Consider the following 16,717-nt stretch of genomic DNA (forward strand, 5'->3'; position numbering starts at 1 on the left):
ATTGCGTGTGTAAAATGTTGCAAAAATGGAGCTTAAATCACAGTGCCGGGGCATTTTGCTCAACAAAAAGCCAGCGTGCAACTTTATTGGCATCCTATGCCAAAAGGGCAGGGCGCGCAGTTAATCGCAACAATCACTACGCAAACGGTTTCGTAAGCAGGAGGGATTCTCTATAATGGCCGGCGTTTTCCCCCTGTTGCGCCCAATGAAGCCCTTTTGCCTGCGGCTTCGAAGACGAGAGAACTGAAATGATGGAAATACTGCGTGGTTCGCCCGCTTTGTCGGCTTTTCGTATTAACAAACTGTTAGCCCGTTGTCAGGAAGCCCGTCTGCCGGTCGATGCGGTTTACGCCGAATATGTACACTTTGCCGACCTCTCCGCGCCCCTCAGCGCTGACGAAAAAACCAAGCTGCAACGCCTGCTGAAATATGGCCCTTCTCTCGCCGAACATGCGCCGCAAGGCCGCCTGCTGCTGGTGACCCCACGCCCCGGCACCATCTCCCCCTGGTCCTCCAAAGCCACTGACATCGCCCACAACTGCGCCCTGCCGCAGGTGACGCGCCTGGAGCGCGGGCTGGCTTTCTATATTGAGGCCCCGACGTTAACGGATGCGCAGTGGCAGGCGCTGGCCGCCCTGCTGCATGACCGTATGATGGAGACGGTATTCACCGGGCTGGCGCAGGCGGAGGCGCTGTTTGCGCACCACACGCCTGCCCCGGTTCAGCATGTGGATGTGCTGGGCGAAGGGCTAAGCGCGCTGGAGCAGGCAAACCTCCGCCTGGGGCTGGCCCTGGCACCGGACGAAATTGACTACCTGCAACAGGCCTTCACCACGCTCGGGCGCAACCCGACCGACATTGAGCTGTACATGTTTGCCCAGGCGAACTCCGAGCACTGCCGCCACAAAATCTTCAACGCCGACTGGGTGATTGATGGTGAAACGCAGCCGAAGTCGCTGTTCAAGATGATCAAAAACACCTTTGAGAAAACCCCGGACCACGTGCTTTCCGCCTATAAGGACAACGCCGCGGTGATGGAAGGCTCGAAGGTTGGCCGCTTCTTTGCTGACGCAGAGGGCGGGCGCTATGACTACCATCAGGAAGAGGCGCACATCCTGATGAAGGTGGAAACCCACAACCACCCGACCGCTATCTCCCCGTGGCCGGGCGCGGCCACCGGCTCCGGCGGTGAAATCCGTGACGAAGGCGCGACCGGGCGCGGCGCGAAACCCAAGGCCGGACTGGTGGGCTTCTCTGTCTCCAACCTGCGCATCCCCGGTTTTGAGCAGCCGTGGGAAGAGGATTTCGGCAAGCCGGAGCGCATCGTCACCGCGCTGGAGATCATGACCGACGGCCCGCTGGGCGGCGCGGCGTTTAACAACGAATTCGGCCGCCCGGCGCTGCTGGGCTACTTCCGCACCTATGAAGAGCAGGTCAACAGCCACAACGGCGTGGAGCTGCGTGGCTACCATAAGCCGATCATGCTGGCGGGCGGCATCGGCAACATCCGGGCTGATCATGTGCAGAAAGGCGAGATCACCGTCGGTGCCAAACTGATCGTGCTCGGCGGCCCGGCGATGAACATCGGCCTCGGCGGCGGTGCGGCGTCCTCAATGGCCTCCGGCCAGTCGGATGCAGACCTCGACTTCGCTTCTGTTCAGCGTGATAACCCGGAAATGGAGCGCCGTTGCCAGGAGGTGATCGACCGCTGCTGGCAGCTGGGTGAAGCGAACCCGATTCTGTTTATCCATGACGTCGGCGCGGGCGGCCTCTCCAACGCCATGCCGGAACTGGTCAGCGACGGCGGCCGCGGCGGCCGTTTTGAACTGCGCGACATCCTGAATGATGAGCCGGGCATGAGCCCGCTGGAAGTCTGGTGTAACGAGTCGCAGGAGCGCTATGTGCTGGCGGTTGACCCGGCCCAGCTGGCGCAGTTTGACGCCATCTGCCGCCGCGAGCGCGCGCCTTACGCGGTGATCGGCGAGGCGACGGAAGAGCGCCACCTGACCCTGAATGACCGCCACTTTGACAACCAGCCGATCGACATGCCGCTGGATGTGCTGCTGGGCAAAACGCCGAAGATGCTGCGTGACGTCACGCGTCAGCAGGCCGCCGGTGCGCCGTTGCAGCGCGAGGGCATCACCCTGGCGGAGGCGGTGAAGCGCGTGCTGCACCTGCCGTCAGTCGCGGAGAAAACCTTCCTGATCTCCATTGGTGACCGCACCGTGACCGGCATGGTCGCGCGCGACCAGATGGTCGGCCCGTGGCAGATCCCGGTGGCGGATTGCGCCGTCACCACCGCCAGCCTAGACAGCTACCACGGTGAGGCGATGTCGCTGGGCGAACGCGCCCCGGTGGCGCTGCTGAACTTCGCCGCCTCGGCGCGCCTGGCGGTGGGCGAGGCGCTGACCAACCTGGCCGCCACGCAGATTGGCGGCCTGAAGCGGGTGAAACTCTCCGCTAACTGGATGTCGGCGGCCGGCCACCCGGGCGAAGATGCCGGGCTGTATGACGCCGTGCGCGCCGTGGGCGAAGAGCTCTGCCCGGCGCTGGGCATCACCATCCCGGTGGGCAAAGACTCCATGTCGATGAAAACCCGCTGGCAGGCGGGCAATGAGCAGCGTGAGATGACCTCGCCGCTGTCGCTGGTGATCACCGCCTTTGCCCGCGTGGAAGATGTGCGCCGTACCGTGACGCCGCAACTGCGCACCGATAAAGGCGACAGCGCGCTGCTGCTGATCGACCTCGGCCAGGGCCGCAATGCGCTGGGCGCGACGGCGCTGGCGCAGGTCTACCGCCAGCTGGGCGACAAAACCGCCGACGTGCATGACGCAGAGCAGCTCGCCGGTTTCTTCAACGCCATGCAGGCACTGGTGGCCGACGAAAAACTGCTGGCCTACCACGACCGCGGGGACGGTGGCCTGCTGGTGACCCTGGCAGAGATGGCCTTTGCCGGCCACTGCGGGCTGGAAGCGGACATCCAGTCGCTGGGTGACGACCCTCTGGCGGCGCTGTTCAACGAAGAGCTGGGCGCGGTGATCCAGGTGAAAGCCGACCAGCGCGAAGCCGTGGAAGCCGTGCTGGCACAGCATGGCCTGCAGGCGTGCACCCACTACCTGGGCCGCGTCACTGACGGGGATCGTTTTGTTATCCGCAGTGGGGACAAACCGGTCTACAGCGAAAGCCGCCGCACCCTGCGTACCTGGTGGGCAGAAACCACCTGGCAGATGCAGCGCCTGCGCGACAACCCGGCTTGCGCCGATCAGGAGCATCAGGCCAAGCAGCAGGAGAACGATCCGGGCCTGAACGTCCACCTGACCTTCGCCATTGATGAAGATGTGGCCGCCCCTTACATCATGAAGCAGGCTCGGCCGAAAGTGGCGGTGCTGCGTGAGCAGGGCGTGAACTCCCACGTTGAGATGGCTGCTGCCTTCCACCGTGCCGGGTTTGACGCCGTGGATGTGCACATGAGCGACCTGCTGGCGGGCCGCCGTACCCTGGAGGATTTCCACACGCTGGTGGCCTGTGGCGGCTTCTCCTACGGCGACGTGCTGGGCGCAGGCGAAGGCTGGGCAAAATCGGTGCTGTTCAACAACCAGGTGCGTGATGAGTTTGAGGCCTTCTTTAACCGGCCGCAGACGCTGGCGCTCGGGGTCTGTAACGGTTGCCAGATGATGTCCAACCTGAAAGAGCTGATCCCGGGGGCGGAAAACTGGCCGCGCTTTGTGCGTAACCTCTCCGACCGCTTTGAAGCACGCTTCAGCCTGGTCGAGGTTACGGCCAGCCCGTCACTGATGATGCAGGGCATGGCAGGTTCCCGGATGCCGATTGCCGTATCTCACGGCGAAGGGCGGGTCGAGCTGCGTGACAATGCGCACCTGGCCCAGCTGGAGCATCAGGGGCTGGTGGCATTGCGCTATGTTGATAACAGCGGCAGCGTCACCGAAACCTACCCGGCCAACCCGAACGGCTCGCCGAACGGCATTACCGCCGTGACCAACGCCAGCGGCCGCGTGACGGTGATGATGCCGCACCCGGAGCGCGTGTTCCGCACCGTCAGCAACTCCTGGCACCCGGATAACTGGGGCGAAGACAGCCCGTGGATGCGGATGTTCCGCAACGCGCGCCGTCAGCTCGGCTGACCGGCACCCTTGTCAGGGTAATGATTTCAGGCGGCCTGCGGGCCGCCTTTTTTATGTGCGGCGTAATGTCGGGAAATTGCGACAGTACGGTTTTTGCCTGTCTCTAAATGGCGACATTTAAGTCATTGATTTTTATGATCTATAAATCAATGCAATTAAAGCGTCGGGTTTTAGCGACAAAAAGGGTAAGAAGTCGCCATCATTTATCCGGCCATAAAAATAAAATATCGGCCCTTAAACATAAAATTATTCTTAAATTTAACGGGTTACCATATTTTATAAAAAGTTGGCATACATCGTGCTTATTAACGCTCAGTTGCTCATTCACCTTACTTATGACAGCCCCGCTTACGCGGACTATGCGCTCCATAAGACCCGAATGACGCCAAAGCAAGGTGCCTATCGTCCACCGCACCGATACCGCTGAAAGGCGCTATCAACCGCAGGGCGACACGTTGAGTGAGGCACCAACCTGACCCACCTCCGGCGATGAAGGATTCATCCGACGAGGTAAAAAAAGGATGCGCACGTCCCGTTTCCGATGATTGCCCAGCATCATCACCCTGGGGACGTCACCAGGCATCCACCTGTTCTGGTAAGGCGGCCCGCCGCCTTACCCCGGTAAAACCTATTACCATCAGAGTCTGAGAGTTACCCCCTTGCCTGCGGACTCCGTATGGCCGGGCAGGACGCCCAACTCGTTGAGCACCGCATTATGGCGGTGCTTTTTTTTGCCTGTTTTTCAGCGCGGAAGGCGGGTGGGGTATACTGCGGGAACCGTGATGCGCACGGATTCAGCAAGGAGCCGGTTCACCCATGCGATTCACCAAAACTCTGTTTGCCCGCAAACGGCTGTCGATCAAAAGCGGGCGGCTGTTCCCGCGTTCGCTGCGCCAGCTGGTGCTGATGGCGTTCCTGCTGGTGCTGCTGCCGCTGCTGGTGCTCGCCTACCAGGCCTATCAGAGCCTGGATCACCTCAGCGCCCAGGCTGCAGACATCAACCGAACTACCTTAAGCGATGCCCGCCGCAGCGAGGCGATGACCAGCGTGGCGCTGGAGATGGAGCGCAGCTACCGCCAGTATTGCGTGCTGGATGATGCCACGCTGGCCCGGCTCTACCAGAACCAGCGCAAACAGTACGCGCAGATGCTCGGCACCCACGCGACTATCCTGCCTGACCCGCGCTATTACCAGACCTTGCGCACCCTGCTGGACGGGCTGGCGACCATGAGCTGCCATGAGAGCAGCCCCGCGCCCGCGGCGGCGGACGGGCTGGCGCAGTTCTCCCGCGCCAATGCCGAGATGGTGCAGGCCACGCGCAATGTCATCTTCTCACGCGGGCAGCAGCTTCAGCACGCCATCGCCGAGCGCGGCCAGTTCTTTGGCTGGCAGGCGCTGCTGCTGTTCCTGCTCAGCGTGGCGCTGGTGGTGCTGTTCACCCGGATGATCATCGGCCCGGTCAAGGGCGTGGAACGTATGATCAACCGGCTGGGCGAGGGGCGGGCGCTGGGCAACAGCGTCTCTTTCCGCGGCCCGCGTGAAATCCGCTCACTGGCGCAACGCATCATCTGGCTGAGTGAACGCCTGGCCTGGCTGGAGTCGCAGCGCCATGAATTTTTGCGGCACATCTCCCATGAACTGAAAACGCCGCTGGCCAGTATGCGGGAAGGCACCGAACTGCTGGCGGATGAGGTGGCGGGGCCGCTGACCCGTGACCAGAAAGAGGTGGTGGCGATCCTCGACCACAGCAGCCGCCACCTGCAAAAATTGATCGAACAGCTGCTGGACTACAACCGCAAACTGGCAGACGGCCCGACCGGCAAAGAGGGCGTGGCACTGCAGGCTGTGATCAACCGGATCATGGCCGATCACAGCCTGCCGGCGCGCGCCAAACAGATCACCACCCGGCTGGAGCTGGAGGTCACGGAGTGCTGGGCTGAGCCGACCTTGCTGATGCGCGCGCTGGACAATCTCTACTCCAATGCGGTGCACTACGGGGCTGAATCCGGTACCATTTGGGTCCGCAGCCGGCAGGCGGGCGACAGAGTACAGATCGAGGTGGCCAACAGCGGCACACCGATAGCCGAGGCGGAAAAAGCGATGGTGTTCGAGCCGTTTTACCAGGGCAGCCAGCAGCGTAAAGGCGCGGTGAAAGGCAGCGGGCTGGGGCTGAGCATCGCCCATGACTGTATCCGCCGTATGCAGGGGGACCTGCAACTGGTGACTGTGGCCTATGCGGATGTCTGTTTTCGAATTGAATTGCCTCTAACCGCCGGGAATGACGAACCATGATGACCCTTTCACTCCGCGCCCTGTTGCAGCAGGGCGCACGTCTGGCACAGGCCGCCCGCTATAGCTGGCACACCCGGCTGGCGGCGCTGGCCGGTATGCCGTTGCTGCTGGTGGGCTGCATGCAGGGCGGCGGGCAGGGTGCGGCGATCGCCGCGCCGGAAAAAATCCCCGACAAACAGGTCATCGATTTCCGCGTCGCCTCCTGCGACACCCTTTGGGATCTCGATGACAAAGATTTCACGGAGAACCCGCTCTACTGGCTGCGGGCGATGGACTGCGCTGACCGCCTGGGGGCTGCCCAGGCACGCCTGCTGGGCAAATCGATCGTGGTCACCTCCTGGGAGAGCGCCTTCCGCCAGGGGATTCTGCTCTCCAGCGCTGCGCCTGCCGCCGGCGAGCGCCGCCTGCTGCTGGGGAAAGTGAACCTCTACCGGGCGCAGATGCCCGGCTCGCTGCGGCCGCTGGTGCAGCTCTGGCGTGAGCGCCAGAATCTGGAAATTGTGCTGAACGATGACCGCGCCAAAGCGCAGCGTGCGCAGGAGGCGGCCGCTGCCCAGCTTGAGGCGCTGCACCAGTCGCAGGCGCTGCTGCAAAGCAAACTCAATGAGACCCGGCAGAAGCTGGAAAACCTCACCGACATTGAACGCCAGCTCTCCTCCCGCAAGCAGTTGCAGGGTGACATGCCCGAGGGGGGCGAGGGCCGCAGCCTCCATCATGTCGGGCCGGAAGAGACCTATACGCCGCCCGCCGCACAACGCAGCGATGTGCCCACCCCCGTCAACCATTAAGGAGCGTCAGGGAGATGACCCAACGCAAACCCGCCAATCTGTTACTGGTCGATGACGATCCCAGCCTGCTGAAACTGCTGGGGATGCGCCTGACCAGCGAGGGCTTCAGCGTCACCACCGCCGCCAGCGGGCAGGAGGCGTTGCGGCTGCTGGCGCGTGAAAAAATTGATCTGGTGATAAGCGATTTACGCATGGACGAGATGGACGGCCTGGCGCTGTTCGCCGAAATCCAGAAACATCAGCCCGGGATGCCGGTGATCATCCTCACCGCCCACGGCTCAATCCCGGATGCGGTGGCCGCCACCCAGCAGGGCGTGTTCAGCTTCCTCACCAAACCGGTGGATCGCGATGCACTCTACAAAGCGATCGATGAGGCGCTGGCCCTGACCACCGCCTCCGCCACCGATGAGCGCTGGCGTGAGGCGATTGTCACCCGCAGCCCGCTGATGCTGCGCCTGCTGGAGCAGGCGCGGATGGTGGCGCAATCGGACGTCAGCGTGCTGATCAACGGCCAGAGCGGCACCGGCAAAGAGGTGCTGGCGCAGGCGATCCATGCCGCCAGCCCGCGGGCGAACAAGCCCTTTATCGCCATTAACTGCGGGGCGCTGCCGGAGCAGTTGCTGGAGTCTGAGCTGTTCGGCCACGCCAAAGGTGCCTTTACCGGTGCCGTCAGCCAGCGGGAGGGGCTATTCCAGGCGGCGGAGGGCGGCACGCTGTTTCTGGATGAGATCGGCGACATGCCGCTCTCGCTCCAGGTCAAGCTGCTGCGGGTGTTGCAGGAGCGCAAAGTGCGCCCGCTCGGCAGCAACCGGGATCTGGACGTCAATGTGCGCATCCTCTCCGCCACCCACCGCGACCTGCCGAAAGTGATGGCCAAAGGGGAGTTCCGCGAGGATCTCTTCTACCGGCTGAATGTGGTCAACCTGAAACTGCCTGCCCTGAATGAGCGGCCGGAGGATATTCCGCTGCTCGCCAACCACCTGCTGCGCGAGGCGGCGTTGCGCCACAAGCCGTTTGTGCGCAGCTTCTCGGCAGATGCGATGCGGCGGCTGATGGCCGCAGGCTGGCCGGGCAACGTACGCCAGCTGGTGAACGTGATTGAGCAGTGTGTGGCGCTGACCACCGCCCCGGTGATCAGCGACGCGCTGGTGGAGCAGGCGCTGGAGGGGGAAAACACCGTGTTGCCGACCTTCGCCGAGGCGCGGAACCAGTTCGAGCTGCACTATCTGCGCAAGCTGTTGCAGATCGCCAAAGGCAATGTCACCCAGGCCGCGCGTATGGCGGGGCGCAACCGCACGGAGTTTTACAAGCTGCTGTCGCGCCATGAACTCGATGCCAATGACTTTAAAGAGTAAAAAACGGGAGGGGCGCGGCGCGGGGCAGGGCGGCCACGGCTAAACAAACTGGCCGGAATGCTTTACACTCGCACTCCTGCTGCCCCGTAACCGGGCGCATGGCGGGGCAGGATACCGGGCAGGTGCCATACTTGAAGCCCGGCAGCACCCCAGAAGCGATGCCGCCATCAGGACGCCGGCTCACCCCCGGCCGGGTAGCCTGGCCTGCCGCAGCAGGGCACGGCGCCAGACGACAACCTCCGGCTTTAGCCGCATATTATGTAAAAGAAAAGGGTTCGCCATGAAAAAGATTGACGCGATTATTAAGCCATTCAAGCTGGATGATGTCCGTGAAGCGCTGGCTGAAGTCGGGATCACCGGCATGACGGTGACGGAAGTGAAAGGATTTGGCCGCCAGAAGGGCCACACTGAACTCTACCGCGGCGCGGAATATATGGTGGATTTCCTGCCGAAGGTCAAAATTGAGATCGTGGTGGCGGACGACATCGTCGACACCTGTGTCGAGACCATCATGAAAACCGCCCAGACCGGTAAAATCGGCGACGGTAAAATCTTTGTGTTTGATGTGTCGCGCGTAGTGCGGATCCGCACCGGCGAAGAGGACGAAGAGGCGATCTGACGCCTCCCGTTACCGGGCGGGATCGCTCCCGCCCGCAGGCTGTCAGACCACTTTATGCGGGCCGAACACCTCATAATGCAGGCGATCGGCGCTGACCCCCAGATCCAGCAGCTGGCGCGCCGCGAACTGCATAAAGGGCACCGGGCCGCACAGGTAGATCTGCAACGCCGGGTCGCGCAGGGTGCCGGCCAGCGGTGCCAGATCCATCATCCCTTCCGTATCATACTGCTCTCCTTTTACATCCCCTTCCGCCGGTACGCGATACCAGACATGACGCTGCAAAGACGGCATTTTTGCCTCGACAGCCGCCACTTCCTGCGCGAACGCATGGACAGGGCCGTTCTCTGCTGCGTGCAGCCACCAGACCGGCGCGCGGTGCTGGCTATCGCACAGGACATGCAGCATCCCCAGCATCGGGGTCTGCCCGACGCCGGCGGAGATCAGCGCCACCGGCGTATCCGGTGAGACATCCATATAAAAATCGCCATGCGGGGCCGCCAGGTTGACCACGGTGCCGACCTGCGCCACATCGTGCAGGTAGTTGGAGGCCTGGCCGCCGCCTTCGCGTTTGACCGCAATCCGGTAACTGTGGCCGTTCGGGCTTTGGGTCAGTGAGTACTGGCGGATCTGCTGGTATTCATTAAACGCCTCATCCCGGATGTAGACGGAGATGTACTGCCCCGGCTGATAATCCGCAACCGGCTTGCCGTCCACCGGTGCCAGCTCAATGCTGGTGATCACCTCACTCTGGGGTGTTTTCGCCACAATGCGGAACGCCCGCAGCCCTTCCCAGCCGCCGGGTTTGGCCGCCGTCTGCTGGTAGATCTGGCTTTCACGCTGGATAAACACCTCCGCCAGCACGCCATACGCCTTGCCCCAGGCGTCCAGCACCTCCTGGCCCGGGCTGAGCATCTCATCCAGCGTTGCCAGCAGGTTTTCCCCCACAATCGCATACTGCTCCGGGCGGATGTTCAGGCTGGTGTGTTTCTGCGCAATCTTCTCCACCGCCGGCAGAATCGCCGGCAGGTTCTCAATGTTGGCCGCATAGGCGCAGATGGCATTAAACAGCGCCTCACGCTGGTCACCTTTCATCTGGTGGCTCATGTTGAACACATGTTTCAGCTCAGGGTGGCGGCCCAGCATCCGGTCATAAAAATGGGCTGTCAGGGCAGGGCCGGTGGCTACCAGCGCGGGAATGGTGGATTTGATGGTGGCGATAGTGGCGGTATCAAGCATGAGGTGCTCCTGGGGACGCGCAGCGTCAGAATTATAAATGATGCATTTTAAATGCATCTTATAACGCACGCCCCAGGCTGTAAATAGCCTTTTATTTGTTAAGGTTTTGTAATAATGAGAGATGCCTTCCAAAGGTGAAATATTTGCCCCTGTAAATCGACAAAAACCGGGTGAATCTGGCTGGAAAACCAGATGAGAAACCCTTGTGCAGCCACAAGCCAACCGTTTGCGTAAAAAGCTGGCGTCAGCCCTATGGCCGCAGGCAAAAACAGTTTACACTGTGCCGCATATCCCGTCCGGGGTCGTTTAATTGAGTGTGAGTCAGGAGAAGCAGATGTTAAAGCGTGAAATGAACATTGCCGATTATGATGCCGAGCTGTGGCAGGCGATGGAGCAGGAAGTAGTCCGTCAGGAAGAGCATATTGAGCTGATCGCCTCTGAAAACTACACCAGCCCGCGTGTGATGCAGGCGCAAGGTTCGCAGCTGACCAACAAATACGCTGAAGGCTATCCGGGCAAACGCTACTACGGCGGCTGTGAGTATGTCGACATCGTTGAGCAACTGGCGATCGACCGCGCCAAGCAGCTGTTCGGCGCAGACTATGCCAACGTCCAGCCGCACTCCGGCTCCCAGGCCAACTTCGCGGTCTATACCGCCCTGTTGCAGCCGGGTGACACCATCCTCGGGATGAACCTGGCCCACGGCGGCCACCTGACCCACGGCTCCCCGGTGAACCTCTCCGGCAAACTCTACAACGTGGTGCCTTACGGCATCGATGAGACCGGCAAGATCGACTATGACGATCTGGCCCGCCAGGCGCAAACGCACCAGCCTAAAATGATCATCGGCGGCTTCTCTGCTTACTCCGGCACCGTTGACTGGGCAAAAATGCGTGAAATCGCAGACAGCATCGGCGCATACCTGTTTGTCGACATGGCGCACGTGGCCGGTCTGGTGGCCGCAGGCGTCTACCCGAACCCGGTTCCCCATGCACACATCGTCACCACCACCACCCACAAAACCCTGGCAGGCCCGCGCGGCGGCCTGATCCTGGCGAAGGGCGGTGATGAGGATCTCTATAAGAAGCTGAACTCCGCCGTCTTCCCGGGCGGCCAGGGCGGCCCGCTGATGCATGTGATCGCCGGTAAAGCGGTCGCGCTGAAAGAGGCGATGGAGCCTGAGTTCACCACCTATCAGCAGCAGGTGGCCAAAAACGCCAAGGCGATGGTAGAAGTTGTCCTGTCGCGCGGCTACAAAGTGGTCTCCGGCGGCACCGAGAACCACCTGTTCCTGATGGATCTGGTGGATAAGAACCTGACCGGTAAAGATGCGGATGCGGCGCTGGGCCGTGCCAACATCACCGTGAACAAAAACAGCGTACCGAACGACCCGAAAAGCCCGTTCGTGACCTCCGGTATCCGCATCGGTACCCCGGCCGTTACCCGCCGTGGCTTCAAAGAAGATGACGTGCGTGAACTGGCCGGCTGGATCTGCGACGTGCTGGACAACATCAATGACGAAGCGACCATTGAGCGCGTGAAACAGAAAGTGCTGGCCATCTGCGCCCGCCTGCCGGTTTACGCGTAACCCCCGCTGACCCGCCACAGGGCTGCGCCCCGGGCAGGAAGGTTGCATACAAAAAAGGTACTGCCCGGCAGTACCTTTTTTTCGCCTGTGCTTTTTTGCACCGGCTTTTTTGCCTATAGTCTTTTGCCTGACCCCAGGCCCTGCCGCCGCGGGGCGGAATCAGGGGCGGGCGTTGCCGCCTTATCAACAGGAACGGGTGCCGACGCACCCGGCGCAAGGCAGCGCTGCGTTTACCGGCTCTGCCTGTTATCGGAGATACCATGGTTTTGCCTTCCCCCTTCTGGCTGGGACTCAGCTACTTCACCTACTTCTTCGCCTACGGCATCTTTTTGCCGTTCTTTGCCACCTGGCTGAAAGGCGAGGGGCTGGACGCCCAACAAATCGGCCTGCTGCTGGGCATCGGCATGGTGGCCCGCTTCTCAGGGACGCTGCTGCTGGCCCCGGCCGTGAAACAGGCATCGCAACTGGTGGCGGCCCTGCGCCTGATCGCGTTAATGGCGCTGGTCTGCTGCATCGGTTTCTGGTTCGGCACCGGCTGGGCGTGGCTGATGCTGGTGATGGCCGGGTTTAACCTCTTCTTTGGCCCGCTGGTACCGATGAGTGACGCCCTGGCCGGCACCTGGCAGCGGCAGATCCAGCTCGACTACGGCAAAGTGCGGGTCTGGGGATCGCTGGCATTTGTGGTTGGCTCCGCCTTTACCGGCAAGATGATCGCCGTATTCGGGCATCACGCCATTCTGGCCGCGCTGACGGCCGGGCTGGCCGCCATGCTGCTCGGTATGCTGCTGCGCCCGGCGGTGATGCCGCGTGCCGACGCCCAGGCCGCAGGCGACGGCGCGGTGCCCTGGCGGGCGCTGCTGGGCCAGCCGCCGGTGCGCCGGTTCCTGCTCTGCGTGACCTTATTGCAGGGGGCGCACGCCGGGTATTACAGCTTCAGCGCGCTCTACTGGCAGGAGTCAGGCTATTCGGCGTCGGTGGTGGGTTATCTCTGGTCGCTGGGTGTGGTGGCGGAAGTGCTGGTGTTTACCTTCAGCCGCCAGCTCTTCTCCCGCTGGAGCGCCCGCCGGCTGCTGCTGCTTTCCGCCTGCTGCGGGGTGGTACGCTGGGCGTTGATGGGCAGCTTTATCGCCCTGCCGTGGCTGGTGGTGATTCAGCTCCTGCACTGCGGCAGCTTCACGGTATGCCACCTCGCCGCCATGCGCTTTATTTCAGCGCGTGCGCCGCGTGAGGTGATCCGTTTGCAGGCCGCCTATTCAGCGCTGGCGATGGGCGGCGGCATTGCGGTGATGACGGTGATCGCCGGTTTCCTGTTCCAGCATCTTCACCAGCAGGTGTTCTGGGTGATGGCGCTGGTGGCGTTCCCGGCGGTTTTCCTGCGCCCGCAGGTGCAGGCCGCAGGCCGCTGATCGGGTCAGGGGCTCTCCAGCAGGGCGCGGATCTGCATACGCTGCGCTTTGCCCAGCGGCAGCTCCACGTGCAGCATCGGCAGCGTGATCGCCGGTTCATCGGCCGGGTAGGGGGTGATGACCAGCGTCACCCCCTGCGGCGGGCCGTGGTGCAGAAAGTGGGAGAGCGGCTGGTATTTCACTGAAAGCGGCAGCAGTGTCGCTTCGCGGATATGCTGCTCCACCGCGGTTTCCAGCGCCGGGTTGCCGTTGGTCAGCAGCAGCACCTGCTTCTCCTGCAAGGCGTTGCCCTGCATCAGCCAGGCACCAAAGCAGATGGTAATCAGCCCCGCCTCCTCCGGTGACAGCCGCAGGTTATACACCGCTTCAAACTCCTCCAGCGCTTCCAGCGTAGTGCGCATCAGCCGCGGGTACATGCGCGTCACCTCTTCCAGTAAGGTGTGATCGATGCCGATGCCGAAGCGGCAACGCTCAATCGCCGCGCCCAGGTGGGTAAACAGCTGGCCTGCCAGCCCCTCCCGGCTGCTGAAACTCATCCCGGCAATCTGCTGGAAGCGCACAATCAGCCGGTGCACCTCCTCCTGCAACTGCCGGTCTTCCGGTGCTTCGCTGTTACCATACTGGTGGGTTTTCAACAGGGTAAACAGCAGGATCAGGAAATCCCGCTCGGCGTCACAGGGGGGCAGGCGAAAATGGTGGGTCAGGGCGTCAGCCAGGTAGCCTGCTGCCTCGCACTCACTTTTCTGCCGCAGCCAGCCGAGCTGAGGGGAGGTAAAACCGGGGTGGCAGAGCTGATGGTGGCAGGTCAGGCAATATTTGATAAACAGGCAGAGGAAGTGCCGGTCGCGGGCAGTGACCTGCCGCCGCAGCCGCACCTCCGCCTGCTCAATCAGGGTATGCAGCAACTGGTTGGTCTCCTCCTCCCCCGCCTGGTGGAAAGGGGACAGCCCCTGATGCAGGGCCGCGGCCGCGTGCTGCGTGGTAAAGTCCGGTGAGATGCGCAGGGCGCGCCGCAACCAGTGGAAAAAGCATAAACGCTGGTTAAGTGAGCTGCCGGAAAGGCGGCAGGTGCCCGTTTCATCCAGCAGCAGGTCCAGATGGTGGAAGCGCTGGATTTCACCGGCAACCGCAGCGACATCCTGCCGGGTTGTGGGGAGGTCAACGCCATTGATTTGGCTGATCTTCTCCAGGCGCACCGCAGGCGAGAGCGCATACAACATCAGGACGATATGGCAGCGCCGTTGTTGACCGGAGAGCTCAGGCACAGAGGAGGAGGCCAGGCTCATGAACACCTTCTGACGATTGCTTCATTGTGAGGAGTAAGCATAGCAAAGGGGCCGCCAGGCCGCGCCGGGCGCGCGGTTTTTTGCTCCGGCTTTGAAGCGGCATCACACTTATTTTCCCCGGAATAAGCGACGGCGCAGTGCCGCAGGCAAAAAAAATGCCGCCCGGGTGGGCGGCATCACAAAATTTGTGCAGATAAATTAACGTTTCAGCGCTTCGCTCAGCTCTTCACGCATGGTGCTCAGCAGGGATTTCACCACGCGCGGGTTACCGGCCACGATATTGCCGGAGTTGAAGTGGTTATGGCCGCCCACGAAGTCGGTCACGATACCGCCCGCTTCACGCACCAGCAGCTCACCACCGGCGAAGTCCCACGGCTTCAGGCCGATCTCAAAGAAACCGTCCACACGGCCGGCGGCCACATAGGCCAGATCCAGCGCAGCGGAACCGGTGCGGCGGAAGTCTGCACACTGGGTGAAGAGTTTGCCGACCATGTTGATGTACGGGGTCGCGTGCTGTTTCAGTTTGAACGGGAAACCGGTCGCCAGAATGGTGCCGTCCAGATCGCGGGCGTTGCCGCCGCGCAGGCGGTAGCCGTTCAGCTGCGCGCCCTGGCCGCGGGTCGCGGTGAACAGCTCATTGCGCATCGGATCGTAAACCACGGCCACTTCCGTACGGCCTTTGATGCGTACGGCAATGGAGACCGCGAAGTGCGGCAGGCGTTTGATGAAGTTGGTGGTGCCATCCAGTGGGTCGATAATCCATTGTACATCCTGGTCTTCACCGGCCAGTTCACCACGCTCTTCGGTGATGATGGTGTGCTGTGGGTAAGAGCGGCGGATCACGTCGATAATCAGGTGCTCAGCGTCACGATCAACGTTGGTGACGAAGTCATTGGTGCCTTTCTGGCTCGCTTCAACAGCGTCCGGAGTTTCGTAGTTTTTGGCAATCAGGTTACCGGCCTTACGCGCAGCGCGCACGGCGATGGTGAGCATCGGATGCATGGGATATCTTCCAACTAGGATGTTAAAGAACGGGAAACGGCGCGCAGTATAGCAGGGCTTCTGAAAAATACCTACGGTTGTGTTAGCATGGGCCGATTTTCCGCAACCTTCAGAGTTCCTATGCTGCACAATATCCGCATTGTCCTGGTTGAGACCTCTCATACCGGTAACATGGGCTCCACCGCCCGTGCCATGAAAACCATGGGCCTCACCAACCTCTATCTGGTGAACCCGCTGGTGAAGCCCGATTCCCAGGCCATTTCGCTGGCCGCTGGTGCCAGTGACGTCATCGGCAACGCCACCATTGTTGACACGCTGGACGAGGCGCTGGCCGGGTGCAGCCTGGTGGTCGGCACCAGCGCCCGTTCACGCACCCTGCCGTGGCCGATGCTGGAGCCGCGCGAGTGCGGCGTGAAGTGTTCGGAAGCCGCCCAGAGCGCCCCGGTGGCGCTGGTGTTTGGCCGTGAACGCGTTGGCCTGACCAACGAGGAGTTACAGAAGTGTAACTATCACGTCTGCATTCCGGCCAACCCGGAGTACAGCTCGCTGAACCTGGCGATGGCCGTCCAGCTGATTGCCTATGAGGTGCGGGTTGCCTGGCTGGACCAGCAGCAGCGCGGCCAGGCCCCGGCTGCGGAAGAAGAATACCCGCTGGTAGACGATCTCGAGCGTTTTTACGGCCACCTGGAGCAGGTATTACAGCAGACCGGCTTTATCCGCCCGCAGCACCCGGGGCAGGTGATGAGCCGCCTCCGCCGCCTGTTTACCCGCGCACGGCCGGAAACGCAGGAGCTGAACATCCTGCGCGGCATCCTGACCTCGATTGAGAAAAAGCAGTAATCTATCCAGTCTCTTGAAAAACAGGCAATTTGTGGCGGCATTTCAACCGGATAGCGGGTGGAATGCCGTTTTGCCGTTAATACTTGACTGTTTCACTAGGTTAAATAGTTGACTGAAATACTCGGGAATGGCAGACTCGGGGCCATATTTCATCCCCTATTTA

The 16,717-nt window shown here is 61.8% G+C and carries 11 protein-coding genes; 8 read left to right on the forward strand and 3 right to left on the reverse strand.

Annotated elements, in window-relative coordinates; translation table 11 throughout:
* The first annotated feature begins 248 nt into the window (after nt 1-248).
* The 5 genes from purL (at nt 249) to glnB (ending at nt 9,196) form a co-directional block, all read left to right on the forward strand.
* Entirely contained in the window at nt 249-4,142 is a 3,894-nt protein-coding gene (purL, locus tag CYR32_RS11665; protein ID WP_165698233.1) for a phosphoribosylformylglycinamidine synthase, read from the forward strand.
* 816 nt (nt 4,143-4,958) lie between these two features.
* Nucleotides 4,959-6,434 carry a sensor histidine kinase gene (locus tag CYR32_RS11670; RefSeq protein WP_101824566.1) on the forward strand — a complete coding sequence of 492 codons (1,476 nt, stop codon included), beginning with the start codon at nt 4,959-4,961 and terminating at the stop codon, nt 6,432-6,434.
* On the forward strand, nt 6,431-7,222 hold the full coding sequence (qseG, locus tag CYR32_RS11675) for a two-component system QseEF-associated lipoprotein QseG (protein WP_101824567.1): 792 nt from the start codon (nt 6,431-6,433) through the stop codon (nt 7,220-7,222). The genes CYR32_RS11670 and qseG overlap by 4 nt, the downstream gene beginning before the upstream one ends.
* A 14-nt stretch (nt 7,223-7,236) precedes the next feature.
* The gene (glrR, locus tag CYR32_RS11680) at nt 7,237-8,577 is read left to right on the forward strand and encodes a two-component system response regulator GlrR (RefSeq protein WP_101824568.1); all 1,341 of its coding nucleotides are present in this window, start codon (nt 7,237-7,239) and stop codon (nt 8,575-8,577) included.
* Between the two features lie 280 nt (nt 8,578-8,857).
* Nucleotides 8,858-9,196: a nitrogen regulatory protein P-II gene (gene glnB / locus CYR32_RS11685; RefSeq protein WP_101824569.1), complete on the forward strand. Its 339-nt coding sequence runs from the start codon at nt 8,858-8,860 to the stop codon at nt 9,194-9,196.
* 42 nt (nt 9,197-9,238) lie between these two features.
* Here glnB and hmpA read toward each other — a convergent pair whose 3' ends face one another.
* Nucleotides 9,239-10,432 carry an NO-inducible flavohemoprotein gene (hmpA, locus tag CYR32_RS11690; protein WP_101824570.1) on the reverse strand — a complete coding sequence of 398 codons (1,194 nt, stop codon included), beginning with the start codon at nt 10,430-10,432 and terminating at the stop codon, nt 9,239-9,241.
* A gap of 334 nt (nt 10,433-10,766) precedes the next feature.
* Between hmpA and glyA the strand changes: the two genes are divergently transcribed.
* Together glyA and CYR32_RS11700 are read left to right on the forward strand one after the other, a co-directional pair.
* Nucleotides 10,767-12,020: a serine hydroxymethyltransferase gene (gene glyA / locus CYR32_RS11695; protein ID WP_101824571.1), complete on the forward strand. Its 1,254-nt coding sequence runs from the start codon at nt 10,767-10,769 to the stop codon at nt 12,018-12,020.
* Between the two features lie 260 nt (nt 12,021-12,280).
* Nucleotides 12,281-13,426 carry a 3-phenylpropionate MFS transporter gene (locus tag CYR32_RS11700; protein WP_101824572.1) on the forward strand — a complete coding sequence of 382 codons (1,146 nt, stop codon included), beginning with the start codon at nt 12,281-12,283 and terminating at the stop codon, nt 13,424-13,426.
* 5 nt (nt 13,427-13,431) lie between these two features.
* Here the strand turns inward: CYR32_RS11700 and csiE are convergent, their stop codons facing one another.
* Together csiE and suhB are read right to left on the reverse strand one after the other, a co-directional pair.
* Entirely contained in the window at nt 13,432-14,712 is a 1,281-nt protein-coding gene (gene csiE / locus CYR32_RS11705) for a stationary phase inducible protein CsiE (RefSeq protein WP_101824573.1), read from the reverse strand.
* A gap of 198 nt (nt 14,713-14,910) precedes the next feature.
* Nucleotides 14,911-15,714, reverse strand: a complete 804-nt coding sequence (gene suhB, locus CYR32_RS11710; protein WP_101824574.1) for an inositol-1-monophosphatase — start codon at nt 15,712-15,714, stop codon at nt 14,911-14,913.
* Between the two features lie 120 nt (nt 15,715-15,834).
* Here suhB and trmJ point away from each other — a divergent pair, with 120 nt between their 5' ends.
* Entirely contained in the window at nt 15,835-16,554 is a 720-nt protein-coding gene (trmJ, locus tag CYR32_RS11715) for a tRNA (cytosine(32)/uridine(32)-2'-O)-methyltransferase TrmJ (protein WP_101824575.1), read from the forward strand.
* Nucleotides 16,555-16,717 lie beyond the last annotated feature (163 nt).

Source organism: Chimaeribacter coloradensis (genome assembly GCF_002858715.1).
In the GTDB taxonomy this organism is placed as follows: Bacteria; Pseudomonadota; Gammaproteobacteria; order Enterobacterales; family Enterobacteriaceae; genus Chimaeribacter; species Chimaeribacter coloradensis.

Excerpts from the sequence above, each read along its gene's own strand:
- qseG (WP_101824567.1), top strand. The coding sequence starts at position 6,431 with ATGATGACCCTTTCACTCCGCGCCCTGTTGCAGCAGGGCGCACGTCTG.
- hmpA (WP_101824570.1), bottom strand. The coding sequence starts at position 10,432 with ATGCTTGATACCGCCACTATCGCCACCATCAAATCCACCATTCCCGCG.
- csiE (WP_101824573.1), bottom strand. The coding sequence starts at position 14,712 with ATGAGCCTGGCCTCCTCCTCTGTGCCTGAGCTCTCCGGTCAACAACGG.
- glyA (WP_101824571.1), top strand. The coding sequence starts at position 10,767 with ATGTTAAAGCGTGAAATGAACATTGCCGATTATGATGCCGAGCTGTGG.
- glrR (WP_101824568.1), top strand. The coding sequence starts at position 7,237 with ATGACCCAACGCAAACCCGCCAATCTGTTACTGGTCGATGACGATCCC.
- CYR32_RS11670 (WP_101824566.1), top strand. The coding sequence starts at position 4,959 with ATGCGATTCACCAAAACTCTGTTTGCCCGCAAACGGCTGTCGATCAAA.
- purL (WP_165698233.1), top strand. The coding sequence starts at position 249 with ATGATGGAAATACTGCGTGGTTCGCCCGCTTTGTCGGCTTTTCGTATT.
- trmJ (WP_101824575.1), top strand. The coding sequence starts at position 15,835 with ATGCTGCACAATATCCGCATTGTCCTGGTTGAGACCTCTCATACCGGT.
- suhB (WP_101824574.1), bottom strand. The coding sequence starts at position 15,714 with ATGCATCCGATGCTCACCATCGCCGTGCGCGCTGCGCGTAAGGCCGGT.
- CYR32_RS11700 (WP_101824572.1), top strand. The coding sequence starts at position 12,281 with ATGGTTTTGCCTTCCCCCTTCTGGCTGGGACTCAGCTACTTCACCTAC.
- glnB (WP_101824569.1), top strand. The coding sequence starts at position 8,858 with ATGAAAAAGATTGACGCGATTATTAAGCCATTCAAGCTGGATGATGTC.